The organism is Klenkia sesuvii (genome assembly GCF_037083825.1).
Lineage (GTDB): Bacteria > Actinomycetota > Actinomycetes > Mycobacteriales > Geodermatophilaceae > Klenkia > Klenkia sesuvii.
The window spans coordinates 204,269-218,822 of sequence record NZ_JBAPLU010000001.1; the positions used below are offsets into that span (position 1 = coordinate 204,269).

Consider the following 14,554-nt stretch of genomic DNA (forward strand, 5'->3'; position numbering starts at 1 on the left):
GTGTCGCGGCGAGCACCTCGACCTGGTCGACCGGCGCCCGGACCGTGTCGGCCGAACTGCCCGCGATCTTCACAGACCCCCCGCCCCCCCGCACCTCGACCCCCCCGCCTCGTGACCCCGGTCACCGCCCCCTCCGCTGCGTAACCGCCGTTTCCGCCGGGGGGGTTCACCGGTCCGGGTGAGCACGGCGGGCCGTCGTCCGCGCCGACCGGTTACGGTCCGGGTCGGTACCCGGCCGGCGGCACGCCCGGCCGAGCGACGAGGAGGGCACGTGACCGAGCGCGGCGACGGCGGAGCACCTGGCGGGGGCTCCGGCCCGTACCCGGGCAACGGCGGCGGCAACAGCGGCGGCGGCAACAGCGGCGGCAACGGCGGCGGCGGCTGGTCCGACTGGAGCACCCCACCCGGCCAGCACCAGGGCCCTCCACCCGGCCAGCAGCCGGGCCAGCCCTACGGCCCGCCGACCGGGCAGCCCTGGGGACCGCCGCCCGGCCAGCAGACCCCCCAGCAGCACCCCCAGCAGCACCCCCAGCAGCCCGGTCCCGACGGCCGGTACCCGACGCAGCAGTTCGGCGCCGTCCCCCCGGGCCGGCCGGGGCCGGCCGGGGCGTGGGACCCGGCGAGCGGTCCGGCGCCCTGGGCCGTCCAGCCCACCCGGCGCCGCAGCCGGAAGCCGCTGCTCATCGGGGTCGCGGCGCTGGTCGTGCTCGCCCTGGTCGGCACCGGGCTGTGGTTCCTGCTGCGGGGTGCCGACATCACCTACGCCGGCCGCACCGTCGCCGAGCCGCAGCGGGTGCTCGACGAGGCCGGGTCGACGCTGGACTCCTACGCCGAGGGGCGCGGCGGGGCGGTGTCCGACGACTCCGCCTGCTGGTTCCAGACCCTGTCGGCCGACACCACCGACGTGCGCGACGCCGTCGTCTGCGGGCCCGTGCTCTTCGTCGACGGGAACCCGTCGGCGGCCTGGCTGGACTTCCCCGTCACCCCCTCGACCGGGTCCGGCGACGTCACCTTCGAGGTGTCCGCCGAGCCGGCCGACCCCGAGCCGCGCCCGCTCGAGGACGCCGACCTCCTGGTCCGGCCCGACGGCGCCACGCCGCCGGAGGGCGCGGGGGATCTCGAGGTGCCGCAGCCCCCGCAGGCCGACCCCGGGTTCAGCGCCGAGGGCCCGTTCGACGACGTCGACCTCGTCGCCCCCGACGGCCCGGCCACCCTGTCCGGTGCCGCCGCGCGGGTGACGGTCACCGGCGTCGCCGAGACCGAGCGCACCGGCACCGGCGACGACGCGCGCAGCCCCGCCGACGGCGAGGTGTTCCGGGTGTTCAGCTACACCATCAGCAGCGGCGAGGGGTACGCCAACACCGCCCCCGAGCTGTCCTACGTGGTCGAGGGCGGTGACCCGGTGGCGGTCGACCCCGGGCTGGTCGTGCCGGGCGCCACCGTCGAGGGGCTGCTCTCGGCACCCGCCGACGCCGACGTCGAGCTGGTCGTCGTCGACGACGGGGTGACCCAGACGCTCTCCCTGGTCGACGGCACCCCGGGGGCGGACAACCTGCAGGTCACGACCCGGGACAACCGCGCCTCGGCGACGCCGGGCACCCAGTCGCTGCCGGGCACCATCAGCCGGGACGGCCTCAGCGCCGACGCCACGTACACCCTCGAGGTCAGCAGCGCCCGCATCGGCTGGTACACGGCCACCGACATCTCGGCGACCCCGCCGGCGCCGGACCGGGCGTTCCTCGTGCTCCAGGACTACCTGACCGCGGACAACGCCAGCTTCATCGCCGGCAAGCCGCCGTCGAGCCTGTACACGCTGACCCTGCCCGACGGCACCGTGGTGGCCGGGCAGAACCTGTCCCCCGACCCGAACCTGGTCGCGACGGCGTTCGACGTCCCGGCCGGCTTCACCGACGGCACGATCACCTTCGGCGGCTCGGGCGCGCTCGCCGACGGGTCGACCCTGACCTTCCCGGAGCAGCGGACCTTCCCGGTGACCATCCCGGCCAGCTGAGCGGGGGCCCGGCGGTCAGCCGCGCAGCTCGGCCAGGATCGGCTTGGCCACGGCGAGGGCGTGGTTGGCCGCCGGCACCCCGGCGTAGACCGCGGTGTGCAGGCAGACCTCGGCGACCTCCTCGTCGGTGAGGCCGTTGTTCACCGCGGCCCGCACGTGCAGCGCGAACTCGTCCCAGTGCCGCAGCGCCGCGGTGATGGCCAGGGTGAGCATCGAGCGGGTGCGGCGGTCCAGCCCCGGCCGCTGCCAGAGGTCCCCCCAGGCCACCCGGGTGATGAAGTCCTGGAAGTCGGCGGTCAGCGGCACCACCCCGGCGACGGCGCGGTCGACGTGCGCGTCGCCCAGCACCTCGCGCCGGGTGCGCATGCCCGCGGCCCGGCGTTCCTCGTCCGTGCTCGGGGCCCCGTCGGTGGGGCCGGTCACCGGGTGCCGCCCAGGTGGGCCAGCAGCGCGTCGGTGACGTGCTGGGCCTGCTCGACGTTGGCGATGTGCGCGGCCGGCGAGACCGTGAGCAGCGCCGCGCCGCGGATGCCCGCGGCGATGGCCTCCTGGTGCTCGGGCGGCAGTGCGGGGTCCTCGGCGCCGCTGACCACCAGCGTGGGGGCGGTGATCGTGCCCAGCTGGTCGCGCAGGTCGAGCGCACCGACCGCGGCGCAGCAGCTGGCGTAGCCCTCGTCGTCGCAGTCGGCGATGCCCTGCCGCATGCGGTCCACCAGGTCGGGGTGGTCGGCGGCGAACCCGGGGGTGAACCACCGGCCGACCACGGCGTCGGCGAGGGCGGCGGTGCCGTCGGTGCGGGCGGTGGCTGCGCGGTCGCGCCACGCGTCGGGGTTGCCCGGGTGGGCCGAGCTGCACAGCACGACGAGGCGGTCGACCCGCTCGGGGTCGCGCGCGGCCAGCCGCAGGCCGGTCATGCCGCCGATGCTGAGCCCGACCACGTGCGCGCGGGTGATGCGCAGCCGGTCGAGCAGGGCCAGGACGTCGTCGGCGAGGTCGTCGACGGTCGAGTCGCCCTGCGGGGACGGCGACCGGCCGTGCCCGCGGGTGTCGTAGCGCACCACCCGGTACCGCTCGGCGAGCGCCGCCACCTGCGGGTCCCACATCTCGAGCGTGGCGCCCAGGGAGTTCGACAGCAGGACGGCGGGGGCACCCTCCGGCCCGGTCACCTCGTGGTGGACGTCGATCGCGGTCATCGCTTCTCCTCGGGTGTCGGTGGCGGGGCGTCGGTGGCGGCGCGGACGGTGTGCGCGGCGAGGGCGGCGTCGACCTGCGCCGCGGCCTCGCCGGTGTCGGGGGTGGTCGCGGCCAGCAACGCGTCGGCGTCGACGTCGGTGCGCCCGCGCACGAGGTCGGCCAGCGACCGGCCCTCCCGGGCGGCCTGCCGGACGGCGTCGGCGGCCGCGTCGTGCGCCGGCCCCCGCCCCAGGGAGGGGGTCAGCGCGTCGGCCAGCGCCCCGGCCAGCTGGGCGCCCGACGCCGCGGAGACGACCGCGGCCGCACGCGCGGTGTCGAACCGCAGCCCGGACAGGCAGTCGGCCAGCCACGCCGCGGCCGACCCCGTGGTGGCCAGCAGGGCCGAGAGCGTGGGCCACTCGCTGTGCCACGCGCCGGCCGAGCGTTCGTGCTCCTGCTCCATGGCGCCGAACAGGGTGCCGACCAGCCCGGGGGCGCGCCGCGCGCAGGCGCGGGCGGAGATCGCGGCGACGGGGTTGCGCTTGTGCGGCATCGCCGAGGACCCGCCGCGGCCCTCGCCGGACTCGGTGGCCTCGGCCACCTCGGTCTGGGCCAGCAGGACGACGTCGACCGCGACGGTGGCGACCACCCCGGCGGCGGCGCCGAGGGCCCCGGCCAGGTCGGCGACCGGCAGGCGGGTGGTGAACCACGGGACGGCGGTGGTGGTCAGCCCCAGCTCGTCGGCCAGTGCCGCGCGCACGTCGACCCCGGACCCGGAGCTGGCGGCCAGCGTGCCGACCGCCCCGCCGTACTGCACCGGCAGCGCGGCGTCGACCGCGGCCAACCGTGCCCGGGCGCCGTCGAGCCCGGCCAGCCACCCGGCCGCGCGGAACCCGAGCGTGGTCGGCAGCGCCTGCTGCAGCAGCGTGCGGCCGATGGCGACGTTGTCCCGGTGGTCGGCGGCGAGCCCGGCCGCGGCCCCCGCGGCGGCGGCCAGGTCGGCGTCGATCGCGGCGAGCGCCCGCCGCGCCACGAGCACCAGGGCGGTGTCGACGACGTCCTGGCTGGTGGCGCCGACGTGCACCGCGCCGGCGGCGTGCGGGCCGACCGCGTCGCCGAGCACCCGCACCAGGGGCGGCACGGGGTTGCCGGCGTCGGCCGCGCGGGCGACCACGGCGGCGACGTCGAGCGCGCCGGGCTGCGCGGCGACCCGGGTGACCTCGGCCGCGGCGGTCTCGGCGACCAGCCCGCAGCGCGCGGCGGCCCGGGCCAGCGCCGCCTCGACGTCGAGCATCGCCTGCAGCCAGGCCTCGTCGGAGACCGCGGCGGCGGCACCACCGCGCGCGAACGTGCCGTCCCAGAGCCCGGTCATGCGCCCATCCTCACAGCCGGCGTCAGACCGCGAAGAAGACGGTCTCGTCCTCGCCCTGCAGCTGGATGTCCAGCCGGTAGCCGTCGTCGGTGGGCCGGGCGACCAGGGTCGCGCGCTGCTGCTCGGTGAGCCCGGCCAGCACGGGGTCGGCTGCGTTGGCCTCGGCTTCGTCGGCGAAGTAGACGCGGGTGACCACCCGGTCCAGCAAGCCGCGGGCGAAGACCGAGAGGTCCAGGTGCGGGGCCTGCCAGCCGCCCCGGCCGTCGGGCACCGGCCCGGGCTTGAGCGTGCGGATGGCGTACTCCCCGCCGGGGGTGGCCGAGCGCCCGAACCCGCGGAAGCCGGGGGTGGCCGCCGGGCCGCGGGGGTCGTCGGGGTGGGCGAATCGGCCCCGGGGGTCGGCCTGCCAGCTCTCGACCATCGCGTCGGGGACGACGTCGCCGTTGCCGTCGCGCACCGTGCCGCGCAGCCAGATCTCCCCCGGGGTGCCCGGCGCCACGGCGTCGGCACCGTCGGGCCAGGTCAGACCGATGGCCAGGTACGGGCCGACGGTCGCGCTGGGGGTGGTGGGGAGGCGGTGGGGCCCGTCGAGGAAGCCGCTGCCGCGGCGCGGGGTGCCCGGACGACGGTCGTTGCCCCCGTCGGCGTCGCGGACCAGGGGTGAGTCGTGCTCGTGCTCGCTCACGCGACATCTCCGTCGTCGTCGGTCTCGAAGGGGGTCTGGTCGGTGCCGCGCAGCACGATGTCCCACCGGAAGCCCAGCGCCCAGTCCGGCTGCGTGCGGGCGAGGTCGAAGGTCGCGACCGCGCGATGCCGGGCGGCCGGCGGGATCGCGTTGTAGATCGGATCCTGCCCGAAGAGCGGGTCGTCGGGGAAGTACATCTGGGTGACCAGGCGCTGGGTGAACGCCCGCCCGAAGAGCGAGAAGTGGATGTGCGCGGGGCGCCAGGCGTTGTGGTGGTTGCCCCACGGGTAGGCGCCGGGCTTGATCGTCGTGAACTCGTAGCGCCCGAGGTCGTCGGTGACCACCCGGCCCAGACCGTCGAAGTGCGGGTCGAGCGGGGCCGGCCAGTTGTCCACCACGTGCCGGTAGCGGCCGGCTGCGTTGGCCTGCCACACCTCGACCAGGGCGCCGGGCACCGGGCGGCCGTCGCTGTCGAGCACCCGCCCGAAGACGTTGATGCGCTGCCCCTGGGCCTCGCCACCGGCGCGCAGGGTCAGGTCGGCGTCGCCGGCGGCGACGCGGTCCTCCCCCAGCACCGGGCCGGTGATCTCGGTGAGGCGGTGCGGCAGGTCGACCGGGGTGCGCAAGGGTGCCCGCGAGCCGGTCGAGCGGTAGTCGGGGAAGGCGACGGGGGTGCGCTGCCCGGCCTGCTCGCGCACGTAGCGGGGCAGCTCGAACCGGTCACCGCCGGCGGGGGATGTGGTCCCGGTCATGCCGGGAACGTACGGCCCGGCGTGGACCTCTGGCACGCTGTGCTTCCCGCTGGGTGGAAGGAGGACCGGTGGCCGGAGGGGCTGCGACGACGGGCCGCTCGGTGACGTCCCGGGCGCTGCGCGTCCTCGACGCGTTCGACGCCGACCACCCCCGGCTCACGCTGTCGGAGATCGCCGCGCGCAGCGGCACCCCGCTGACCACCGCTCACCGGCTGCTGGCCGAGCTGGTCGCCTGGGGTGCGCTGGTGCGGCGGGCCGACGGCCGTTACGTGGTGGGCCGCAAGCTGTGGGACCTGGGCCTGCTGGCCCCGGTGCAGGCCGAGCTGCGCCAGGTGGCGAGCCCCTTCCTGCTCGACGTGCACACCGCCACCCGCGACACCGTGCACCTGGCCGTGCGCGACGGCACCGACGCCCTCTACGTCGACCGGGTCTCCGGCCGGGAGTCGGTGCCCGTGGTCAGCCAGGTGGGCAGCCGGTTGCCGCTGCACGCCGTCGGCGTGGGCAAGGTGCTGCTGGCCGCCGCCCCCGCCGCGGTGGTGGCCGAGGTGCTGCGCGCCCCGTCCCGGCAGACCCGGCACACCGTCGTCGACCCGGCCCGGCTGGCCCGGGAGCTGGCCGAGGTCCGCCGCTCGGGCTCGGCCCGCACGTCGGAGGAGATGTCGCTGGGCGCGGCGTCGGTGGCGGTGCCAGTGGTCCTGGCCCGGGGCGGCACCCCCACGGTGGTGGCCGCGGCGCTGGGCATCGTCGTCCCGACGCACCGGGCCGACCGGGACCTCCCCCGGCTGGTCCCGGTGCTGCAGGTGGCCGCCCGCGGCATCGCACGCGAGCTGGCCCGCACCGACGCCGTCCCGTGACGTTTCCGGCCAGCGGTAGTGCAGGGTCGCAGCGTCGCAGTCGCCGTGGTCACACTGCGACCGTGCGTACACAGGTGGGGATCATCGGGGCCGGGCCGGCCGGGCTGCTGCTGTCGCGGCTGCTGCACGTGCAGGGCATCGACTCGGTCGTGCTGGAGAACCGCGACCGGTCCTACGTGGAGGCCCGCATCCGCGCGGGCATCCTCGAGGACCACACGGTGCAGACGCTGCGCGAGGTCGGGGTGGGCGAGCGGCTCGACCGCGAGGGGCTGCACCACCACGGCATCCACCTGCAGATCCCCGGCGAGCGCCACCACCTGGACTTCGAGGCGCTGTGCGGGCGCACGGTGTGGGTCTACGGCCAGACCGAGGTGGTGAAGGACCTCATCGCCACGCAGCTCGCCGAGGGTCCGCCGCTGCTGTTCGAGGTCTCCGACGTCCAGCCGCACGACGTGCACACCGACACCCCGCGGATCACCTTCACCGACGCCCAAGGCACCGCGCAGGAGCTGCACTGCGACGTCGTGGTCGGCGCCGACGGCTTCCACGGCGTCTCGCGGCCCATCGTGACCGCCGCCACCGGCGGGAAGGTGTGGGAGCGGGTCTACCCCTTCTCCTGGCTCGGCATCCTGGCCGACGCCCCGCCGGCCACCGACGACCTGGTCTACGCCTGGCACCCCGACGGGTTCGCCCTGTACTCGATGCGCTCGCCGAGCGTCTCGCGCCTGTACGTGCAGGTCGACCCGGACGAGACGATCGAGGACTGGTCCGACGAGCGGATCTGGGACGCTCTGGACGAGCGGCTGGGCCTGCCCGGCTGGTCGGTCAACCGCGGGCCGGTCACCGAGAAGTCGATCCTGCCGATGCGCTCGTTCGTCTCCACCCCGATGCGGCACGGACGGCTGTTCCTGGCCGGCGACGCCGCGCACATCGTGCCGCCCACCGGCGCCAAGGGGTTGAACCTGGCCGTGGCCGACGTGACGCTCCTGTCCCGCGCCCTGGTGCGGCTGCTGCAGGAGAAGCAGACCGACCTCGCCGACGCCTACTCCGACACCGCACTGCGCCGGGTCTGGCGGTGCACGCACTTCAGCTGGTACATGACCTCGATGCTGCACACGGTGTCCGCCCGGCAGGGGGGCGACGACTTCGACCACCAGCTGCAGCTGTCGCAGCTGCGGCGGGTGTTCGACTCCGAACCCGCGCAGCGCGAGCTCGCGCTCAACTACACCGGCCTGCCCGTGGCCGGCTGACGAGTTCACCTGCACCACGGTCCGTAGCGGGGTTTACGATCGATCCGGGCACGGAACTGACCGGTCGTGCTCGCCGCCCACCCGCGGCCGGCGGTCGACCGACGGAGGTCCCGTGGCGCTCCCCTCGACCCTGCGACCCCCCACCCCGGCGGGTGACCCGGTCGCGGTCCGCGCCTCGAGCTGCCCGACGGAGGACCTCCCCGACCTGCTGCGCGGCGCGCTGGCCGAGCTCGTCGCGCAGGTACCCGGCGCCGCCGCGGCGAGCCTGACCACGGTGCTGGCCCCCCGCGCCCGGCTCCGGCCCTGGCTGGCCGTCGGCACCGGCGCCGCCGAGCTCGACGACCTGCAGGCCCTGGTCGGGCGGGGGCCGGCCGTCCTGGCCGCGACCACCGGCGAGGCGGTCTCCACCGGTGACGTGTGGGCCGACCCCCGGTGGCGCCTGGCGGCCGGGCCCGGCCGCTCCCCCGTGCGGTCGGCCCTCGCACTGTCGCTGCCGGGCGCCGCCCGGGCCCGGGTGGTGCTCACGATGCTGGCCCCCGGCGACGAGATGGTCGGCCCGGAGGCGGCGGCGCGGACCACGGCGGCCGTGCCCGACCTCGCCTCGGCGGTGGGCGTCGTGCGGGCCCGGCAGGAGGTGGCCGAGCTCCAGGTCGCCCTCTCGACCAACCGGACCATCGGCGCGGCCATCGGGGTCACGATGGCCACCCGGCAGCTGACCTACGACGCGGCCGCCCAGCTGCTGCGCCGCATCAGCAACGACACCAACACGAGGTTGGGCGACCTGGCCGACCGGGTGCTGCGGGACGGCGTCGTCCCCGAGCCGCCCGGCTGATCAGGCCGCGACGGCGCTGCGCCGGCCGCCGCCCAGCAGCGTGCCCAGGACCCCCACCACCGCGTAGGCGGCCAGCACGGCGCACGCCGCGCCCGCACCGGCGCCGCCGAAGTAGACCAGGCCCCGGACGCCGTCGGTGCCGGCCCCGGGGGGCAACCAGCGGCCGATGGCCGCCCAGAAGGGCGGCAGCAACGGGGCCGGGTAGGCGCCACCGGCACTGGGGTTGCCCAGGACGACGAACAGCAGGATCGCCAGGCCGATGCCGACGAGCCCCGTCCACACCTGCAGCGCCGTGGTGACCGCGCCGACCGCGAACACCAGCAGCGCACCGAACACGGTGAGCACCGCGGTGTGCCCGCCGTCGAGCGCGCCCAGCAACGGCCCGACCACCAGCGCCCCACCCAGGCCGCTCACCAGCGAGTAGACCGCGAGGGCGACCAGCCGGGTCGCCGCGCGACCCCGCGTGGCGGGCCGGGAGCCCGCGCTGACGCCGATGATCGAGGCGACCAGGTAGCCCCCCACCACCCAGCCCACCGCCAGGTAGAAGGCCGTCAACCCGCGGGCGTCGCCGTCCCCGGCCGGGATCGCGTCGGTGGTGGTGAGGGTGCGCTGCTGGGCGGCGTCGACCTGGCCGAGCACCTGCTCGAGCGCCGTCGCCACGGCGCCGCCCTCGGCCCCGGCCACCAGCAGGGTGTCCTGGGCGTCGGCGCCGACCAGCAGCACCCCGTCGACCTCGCGGTCGCCCAGCGCCTGCCGCGCGGCGTCCTCGTCACCGGCGGCGCGGGCGGCCACCGGGTGCCCGTCGAGCGCCTCGAGCTGGGCCACCACCTGGTCGGCGGTGCCGGCCGGCGCACCGGCGGGGGCGACGACGGCCAGGGGGACGCCGCGCGGGGTGGGGTCGTGGAAGGCGCCGACGTAGCTCAGCACGAACCCCAGCTGCAGCAGCAGCACGCCGACCACGAGCACGGCCGCGCGCCGGGTCACCCCCGGGAACAGCTCGCGCCGGGGGGCTCCGTGCTGGCTCATCTCGTCCTCCTCGATACCGATACGTATCCGATACCGACGAGTATGCTCCTCGTCGTGACCGGGGCAAGGGCGGACGACGTGACGGTGCGCACCCGGCCCCGCCGCGACCAGGTACGGGCCCGGGTCCTCGAGGCCGCCCGGCAGGTGTTCGCCGAACGCGGTTTCGCCGGGGCGAGCACCGACCAGGTGGCGGCCGCCGCCGGGTTCACCAAGGGCGCGGTCTACTCCAACTTCGGCAGCAAGGACGAGCTGTTCCTCGCCCTCGTGGAGGCCGAGGCCGCCGCCCGGGTCGACGCGGTCGAGCGGGCGCTGGCCGGCACGTCGGACCTGTCCGGCGCGCTGGCCGCCGTCGGCGCCGAGCTCGCCGCGCGCGACCCGGCCTGGCTGCTGCTGTACCTGGAGTTCTGGCAGCGCGCCGTGCGCGACCCCGGGGTCCGCGCCGCGTTCGTCGCCTCCCGCCGCGACCTGCGCGCCCGGGTGGCCGAGGTGGTCGAGCGCTTCCTCGGCGCGCACCCGGTGCACACCGGGTGGGACGCGGGCAGCCTCACCCTGGTGCTCCTCGCGCTGACCAACGGTCTGGCGCTGGAGGCGTTGCCCGACCCGCAGGCGGTGCCCGCCGACGTGCTGCCCCGGGTGCTGGCCGATCTGCTGGACAGCGCGCCGGCCGACCGGTGACGGCGGGGCAGGTGGGTCACCTGTGACCAGGATTGGCACACTCTCCGCGACTATCCGGTGATGTTCGGTGACATCTGCGTGGGCGACGGACCGGTCGGTCACCTAGCGTCGGAGCCATGACGTCGACGCTCCTGATCATCGGTGGTGTGCTCCTGGCACTCGTCGGGTTGCTCGCGCTGATCGTCAAGCTGAGCGCCCGCCCCGCCGACCGCCGCGGCTCGACGACCGCCGGCCGCTCCGCCGCGCGCACCCCGGGCTGGGTGGTCGACACCGGCCAGAAGCACCCCGACGCCTGGGACCCGCTGTCCCAGACCAGCACCCACATCCGCGCCACCCGCTGACCCCACGGCCGTCGTCCGGCCTCACACCGGACGGCGGCGCACCACCTCGGCGTCGGCCGCGGCCAGGAACGCACGGTGCCGCTCGGCCTCCTGCTGCAGCGCCGCCCGCCCGAACGCGGTCTCCGGCGTCATCAGCGGGACCGGCGTGCCGGTGCGCAGCCGTGCCGGCACGACGTCGGCGCCGGGGGGCACCAGGGCCAGCAACCGCTCGTGGACGGCGACGCCCACCAGCGACCGGCACCGCAGCAGCTCCAGCTGCACGTCGTCGCACCGGGTCGCGACGTCGGGCTGCTCGCCCTCGGGCGGGGCCGTACGGCGGGCCAGTGCGTGCAGGTCACCACCGCCGACGCCCTCGCGCGCGGTCTCGGCGGCCCGGGTGGTGGCGTCGACCGGTGCCCCGCACCACGGGCAGGTGCCGTGCACGCGCCAACCCGACCCGGTCTCGGCCTGCACCGGGTCCGTGGCGTAGCCCCACGGCGGCGGCCCGCCGCGGCAGGGGTGCGGCGCCAGCAGCGCCAGCAGCCCGGCCTCCTCCACGTCGCGGGCCGGCTGCGACCAGCGCAACCGGACCCGCCGGGGCCAGGCCTGGGCTGAGGGGAGCAGCAGCAGCGGCCACGGCGCCCAGGCGACGGCGAGCGCCACGAACGGCACCACCATCGTCGGGTCCGTCGGCTCGCCGTCGACCAGCACGTACTTCACCAGGAACAGGCCGGTGACCACGCACGCGACGCTGAGCAGCCGGGCCGGGAAGAACCCCTCGGAGAACGAGCCGAGGTGCACCACCCGCTTCGCGCCGCGGACGGCCAGCGCCGCCAGCATGACCAGCACGCCGCAGAGCAGGAAGCCCCCGGCGAGCTTGCCCAGCAGCGGCCAGTCACCGCCGGCGATCGACACCGCGTAGCGCACGGCGACCCCGAGCAGCGCCAGCGGCACGACCAGCAGCAGCACGGTCGCCAGGACCACCGGCACCGGCGGGCGCACCCGCGACCACCCCCGCAGCACCGCAGCCGTGCTGGGCCCCGGCCCGACCGGCGGCCGCGCCGCGGCCAGCACCTTGCGGGTCTCCATCACCGGGGGACGGCGTGCACTGGTCACGGCTGGAGGTTGGCACACCGCGCCGCGGGTGAGCAGCCCGCCGACGGCGATAGGGTCGCCTCGATGTCCAGCGCCGACGACAGCCCACCCGACGCAGCGGAGCTCGTGCTGCCCGTCGGGCACTCCCTCGGCATGGCGGCGAGCGGCCCCGTGGTCGAGGTGCGGCTCGGCGCCGCCGTCGAGCAGCTGGGGCCTGCGGAGTTCGCCCTGTGGTCCATGGCGCACAGCGACCCGGCGGGCGGGCGGGGTCCCTGGGGCCCGGCCGGGCTGCTGGACGCCGCCGAGCGGGTGGAGCTCGAGGGCGCGGCCGGCCACCTGGAGGCACTGCTGCAGCGGGGCCTGCTGGCCCGGGCGGTCCCCGGCACCCCGTCGGCCCGCGCGCTGGCCGACACCGTGCGCCTGCTGCCGCTCACCACGGGCCTGGGGAACGACCACCAGTCGCCGCAGGTCTACCGCATGGGCCGGCCCGACCGGCTGCTCGCGGTGGGCAGCTCGGCGACCTACGACCTCTTCCAGTGGGCCCACATGGAGAGCAGCCTGTGGCGGGCGTGCGAGGCAGCCGCCACGGTGGCCGCGCGGGTGGGTGCCACCGACCCCGGCCTCGTCGAGCCCGAGGAGCTGCTCACCGGCCTCCTCACCGGGCTGCACGCGCTGCTGGGCACCAACGCCGTGTGCCTGGACACCTGGGGGGTGGCACCGTGACGCTGCTGCTGCGGGTCGGCCACGCGATGGGGCCCTTCCACCCGACCGTCGGCGCCTTCGCCCGGCACGACGTGGTGCGGGTCGGGTGGGACACCCCGAAGCTCGTCGGCGAGGTGCAACGGGTCACCTGGCAGCTGGCCGTGGGCCACCCGACGGAGGAGCTCGACCCCGCGGTGGTCGAGGACCTCGTCGCGCGGGGCCTGCTGGTGCGGGTCGAGGAGACCCCCGAGGGACGTCTCGCCTTCGCCCGCGGCCACCGGGTGCAGCCCCTCGGCGTCGGCACGCTGCCCACCGACGACGGCGGCCGCGTGGTGGGCACCTGGACGTCCCCGGTCGCCGAGCTCGACCCCGAGGCGTTCGACATCTGGGCGTGGGCGCACCTCTTCCCCGACCTCGACGCCGCAGCGACCGGCCTCTCCGGCGCCTCGGCGATCCCCGGTGCCGACCCCGCCGCGGTGCTCGACCGGCTGGTGCACCGGCTGCCCGAGCTGCTGGCCGCCGGGGTGCTGTACCTCGACGTCCCCCGCGACGGCGTCCGGCCGGCGCCGTGAGCGAGCCGCTGGTGGTCCCGCTGGGACGCCGGCTCGCCGTGTACGACCTCTCCCGCGAGCACGACCCCCGGGCGGTGCAGGCCTTCGTGCAGCTCGCCGGCCAGACGGTGCAGCTGGGCGGGGCCGCGCTGCACCTCTGGGACGCCGCGCAGCGGGCCGGCCGCGGAGCCGCGGACCTGGCCCGGGAGTGGGGCCTCACCGACGCCGACGCCGACGCCGGCTGGGCCGAGCTGCAGGCCCTGGGCGTCGTCAGCGAGCTGGCCGACACCGTCGACGGCCGCCGCGCGTGGGCGGCGGCGCACACCCTGCACCCGCTCGTGCTGGGGCTGGGCGAGGTGGCCGACCAGCCGTCCGCGCACCACGTGGGGCTCCCCGGTCGCCCGCTCGTGCAGACCACGCGCGCCGTGCGCGACGTCTGGGCCTGGGGCCCGCTGTTCGGCGACCTCTGGACGTCGGTCGGCTGGCACGCCGCGGGCCACGCCGCCGACGGGCCGCCCGACCCGCGGGCCGCCGACCCCGACCTGCTGCTCGCCGACGTCGTCGCGACGTTGCCGGCGCTGCTGCAGACCACCGCGGCCTACGTCGACCTGGCCCTGCCCGCGGCGGGTGCGGCGTGAGCCCGGGGGGGCGGGTGCTGCCGGTCGGGTTCCGGCTGGGACCCGAGACCATGCCGCAGCCGGTCGTGGGCACCGTGCGGCTGGGCTGGAGACGGCTGGGGCTCGGACTCGACGAGACCCTGGTCTGGGACCTCGCGCACGGCGTGCCCGGCGACGACCCGCTCGCCGACGCCGAGCGGCTCCTGGCGCACGCCGCGGCAGCGGGCGTGGCCGACCCGTCCGCGGTCGTCGAGGGCCTGCTGGCGCGGTCGCTGCTGGTCCGGGTCCCGCCGGCCGGGCAGGACCCCGCCGCCCTCGAGGCCCTCGCCCACCGGCTGCGGGCGCGTCCGCTGCTGGTCGGCATCGGCTCGGGGTCGGCACCAGGCACCACGGCGCTCGGCGTGCCCGGGTGGCCGGTGCTGGAGCTGCCCGACGTGGCTGCCCACCGCTGGGACGACACCGCGGTGCTGCCCGACCTCTGGGCGGCCGCCGAGTTCTCCCTGGTCCGCGAGGACGGCCCCGACGCCCCGCCCCCGACGCACGACCGGCTGCTGGCCGCGACGGCGGTGGTCGTCGACGACCTCCCGGTGCTGCTGGCCCACCACTGCGCCTACCTGGACCTCGCCACTCCCTGACCGC

17 protein-coding genes are annotated in these 14,554 nt (G+C 76.9%); 10 read left to right on the forward strand and 7 right to left on the reverse strand.

Annotated elements, in window-relative coordinates; translation table 11 throughout:
• Positions 1 to 271 precede the first annotated feature (271 nt).
• On the forward strand, positions 272 to 2,011 hold the full coding sequence (locus TEK04_RS01045) for a hypothetical protein (RefSeq protein WP_336402431.1): 1,740 nt from the start codon (positions 272 to 274) through the stop codon (positions 2,009 to 2,011).
• Positions 2,012 to 2,026: 15 nt separating this feature from the next.
• Here TEK04_RS01045 and pcaC read toward each other — a convergent pair whose 3' ends face one another.
• The 5 genes from pcaC to pcaH are packed head-to-tail and all read right to left on the reverse strand — an operon-like array spanning position 2,027 to position 5,993.
• Positions 2,027 to 2,434 (reverse strand): 4-carboxymuconolactone decarboxylase, encoded by a 408-nt coding sequence (gene pcaC, locus TEK04_RS01050; RefSeq protein ID WP_336402433.1) that lies wholly within the window; start codon positions 2,432 to 2,434, stop codon positions 2,027 to 2,029.
• On the reverse strand, positions 2,431 to 3,204 hold the full coding sequence (gene pcaD, locus TEK04_RS01055; RefSeq protein ID WP_336402434.1) for a 3-oxoadipate enol-lactonase: 774 nt from the start codon (positions 3,202 to 3,204) through the stop codon (positions 2,431 to 2,433). Before pcaD ends, pcaC begins: the two co-directional genes overlap by 4 nt.
• Positions 3,201 to 4,556, reverse strand: a complete 1,356-nt coding sequence (gene pcaB / locus TEK04_RS01060) for a 3-carboxy-cis,cis-muconate cycloisomerase (protein WP_336402436.1) — start codon at positions 4,554 to 4,556, stop codon at positions 3,201 to 3,203. The genes pcaD and pcaB overlap by 4 nt, the downstream gene beginning before the upstream one ends.
• A 22-nt stretch (positions 4,557 to 4,578) precedes the next feature.
• A complete protein-coding gene (pcaG, locus tag TEK04_RS01065; protein WP_336402437.1) occupies positions 4,579 to 5,241 on the reverse strand; it encodes a protocatechuate 3,4-dioxygenase subunit alpha in 663 nt (220 codons plus the stop codon).
• Positions 5,238 to 5,993, reverse strand: a complete 756-nt coding sequence (gene pcaH / locus TEK04_RS01070) for a protocatechuate 3,4-dioxygenase subunit beta (protein ID WP_336402438.1) — start codon at positions 5,991 to 5,993, stop codon at positions 5,238 to 5,240. The genes pcaG and pcaH overlap by 4 nt, the downstream gene beginning before the upstream one ends.
• A gap of 68 nt (positions 5,994 to 6,061) precedes the next feature.
• Here pcaH and TEK04_RS01075 point away from each other — a divergent pair, with 68 nt between their 5' ends.
• From TEK04_RS01075 to TEK04_RS01085, 3 genes are all read left to right on the forward strand, one after another.
• The gene (locus TEK04_RS01075; protein WP_336402439.1) at positions 6,062 to 6,847 is read left to right on the forward strand and encodes an IclR family transcriptional regulator; all 786 of its coding nucleotides are present in this window, start codon (positions 6,062 to 6,064) and stop codon (positions 6,845 to 6,847) included.
• Between the two features lie 62 nt (positions 6,848 to 6,909).
• Positions 6,910 to 8,097 (forward strand): 4-hydroxybenzoate 3-monooxygenase, encoded by a 1,188-nt coding sequence (locus TEK04_RS01080; protein ID WP_336402440.1) that lies wholly within the window; start codon positions 6,910 to 6,912, stop codon positions 8,095 to 8,097.
• A 112-nt stretch (positions 8,098 to 8,209) separates the two neighbouring features.
• Positions 8,210 to 8,929 (forward strand): ANTAR domain-containing protein, encoded by a 720-nt coding sequence (locus tag TEK04_RS01085; protein WP_336402442.1) that lies wholly within the window; start codon positions 8,210 to 8,212, stop codon positions 8,927 to 8,929.
• Here the strand turns inward: TEK04_RS01085 and TEK04_RS01090 are convergent, their stop codons facing one another.
• Positions 8,930 to 9,955, reverse strand: coding sequence for an ABC-2 transporter permease (locus TEK04_RS01090; protein WP_336402443.1), 1,026 nt, complete (start codon positions 9,953 to 9,955; stop codon positions 8,930 to 8,932).
• Between the two features lie 54 nt (positions 9,956 to 10,009).
• Here TEK04_RS01090 and TEK04_RS01095 point away from each other — a divergent pair, with 54 nt between their 5' ends.
• Together TEK04_RS01095 and TEK04_RS01100 are read left to right on the forward strand one after the other, a co-directional pair.
• Positions 10,010 to 10,630, forward strand: coding sequence for a TetR/AcrR family transcriptional regulator (locus TEK04_RS01095; RefSeq protein WP_336402444.1), 621 nt, complete (start codon positions 10,010 to 10,012; stop codon positions 10,628 to 10,630).
• A 116-nt stretch (positions 10,631 to 10,746) separates the two neighbouring features.
• Complete coding sequence (locus TEK04_RS01100) at positions 10,747 to 10,971, forward strand: hypothetical protein (RefSeq protein ID WP_336402445.1); 225 nt, start codon at positions 10,747 to 10,749, stop codon at positions 10,969 to 10,971.
• A gap of 21 nt (positions 10,972 to 10,992) precedes the next feature.
• Here TEK04_RS01100 and TEK04_RS01105 read toward each other — a convergent pair whose 3' ends face one another.
• Positions 10,993 to 12,066: a hypothetical protein gene (locus TEK04_RS01105; protein WP_336402446.1), complete on the reverse strand. Its 1,074-nt coding sequence runs from the start codon at positions 12,064 to 12,066 to the stop codon at positions 10,993 to 10,995.
• A gap of 63 nt (positions 12,067 to 12,129) precedes the next feature.
• Here TEK04_RS01105 and TEK04_RS01110 point away from each other — a divergent pair, with 63 nt between their 5' ends.
• Genes TEK04_RS01110 through TEK04_RS01125 form a run of 4 tightly spaced genes read left to right on the forward strand, consistent with a single transcriptional unit; the run spans position 12,130 to position 14,550 of the window.
• Complete coding sequence (locus TEK04_RS01110) at positions 12,130 to 12,768, forward strand: hypothetical protein (protein WP_336402447.1); 639 nt, start codon at positions 12,130 to 12,132, stop codon at positions 12,766 to 12,768.
• A complete protein-coding gene (locus TEK04_RS01115) occupies positions 12,765 to 13,319 on the forward strand; it encodes a hypothetical protein (RefSeq protein ID WP_336402448.1) in 555 nt (184 codons plus the stop codon). Before TEK04_RS01110 ends, TEK04_RS01115 begins: the two co-directional genes overlap by 4 nt.
• Positions 13,316 to 13,936, forward strand: coding sequence for a hypothetical protein (locus tag TEK04_RS01120; RefSeq protein WP_336402450.1), 621 nt, complete (start codon positions 13,316 to 13,318; stop codon positions 13,934 to 13,936). The genes TEK04_RS01115 and TEK04_RS01120 overlap by 4 nt, the downstream gene beginning before the upstream one ends.
• Positions 13,933 to 14,550, forward strand: coding sequence for a hypothetical protein (locus TEK04_RS01125; protein WP_336402452.1), 618 nt, complete (start codon positions 13,933 to 13,935; stop codon positions 14,548 to 14,550). Before TEK04_RS01120 ends, TEK04_RS01125 begins: the two co-directional genes overlap by 4 nt.
• Positions 14,551 to 14,554: the final 4 nt, after the last annotated feature.

What these genes read in the sequence shown, in the direction of transcription:
- pcaB (WP_336402436.1), bottom strand. Translation starts at nt 4,556, where the DNA reads ATGACCGGGCTCTGGGACGGCACGTTCGCGCGCGGTGGTGCCGCCGCC.
- pcaH (WP_336402438.1), bottom strand. Translation starts at nt 5,993, where the DNA reads ATGACCGGGACCACATCCCCCGCCGGCGGTGACCGGTTCGAGCTGCCC.
- TEK04_RS01110 (WP_336402447.1), top strand. Translation starts at nt 12,130, where the DNA reads ATGTCCAGCGCCGACGACAGCCCACCCGACGCAGCGGAGCTCGTGCTG.
- pcaD (WP_336402434.1), bottom strand. Translation starts at nt 3,204, where the DNA reads ATGACCGCGATCGACGTCCACCACGAGGTGACCGGGCCGGAGGGTGCC.
- TEK04_RS01090 (WP_336402443.1), bottom strand. Translation starts at nt 9,955, where the DNA reads ATGAGCCAGCACGGAGCCCCCCGGCGCGAGCTGTTCCCGGGGGTGACC.
- TEK04_RS01100 (WP_336402445.1), top strand. Translation starts at nt 10,747, where the DNA reads ATGACGTCGACGCTCCTGATCATCGGTGGTGTGCTCCTGGCACTCGTC.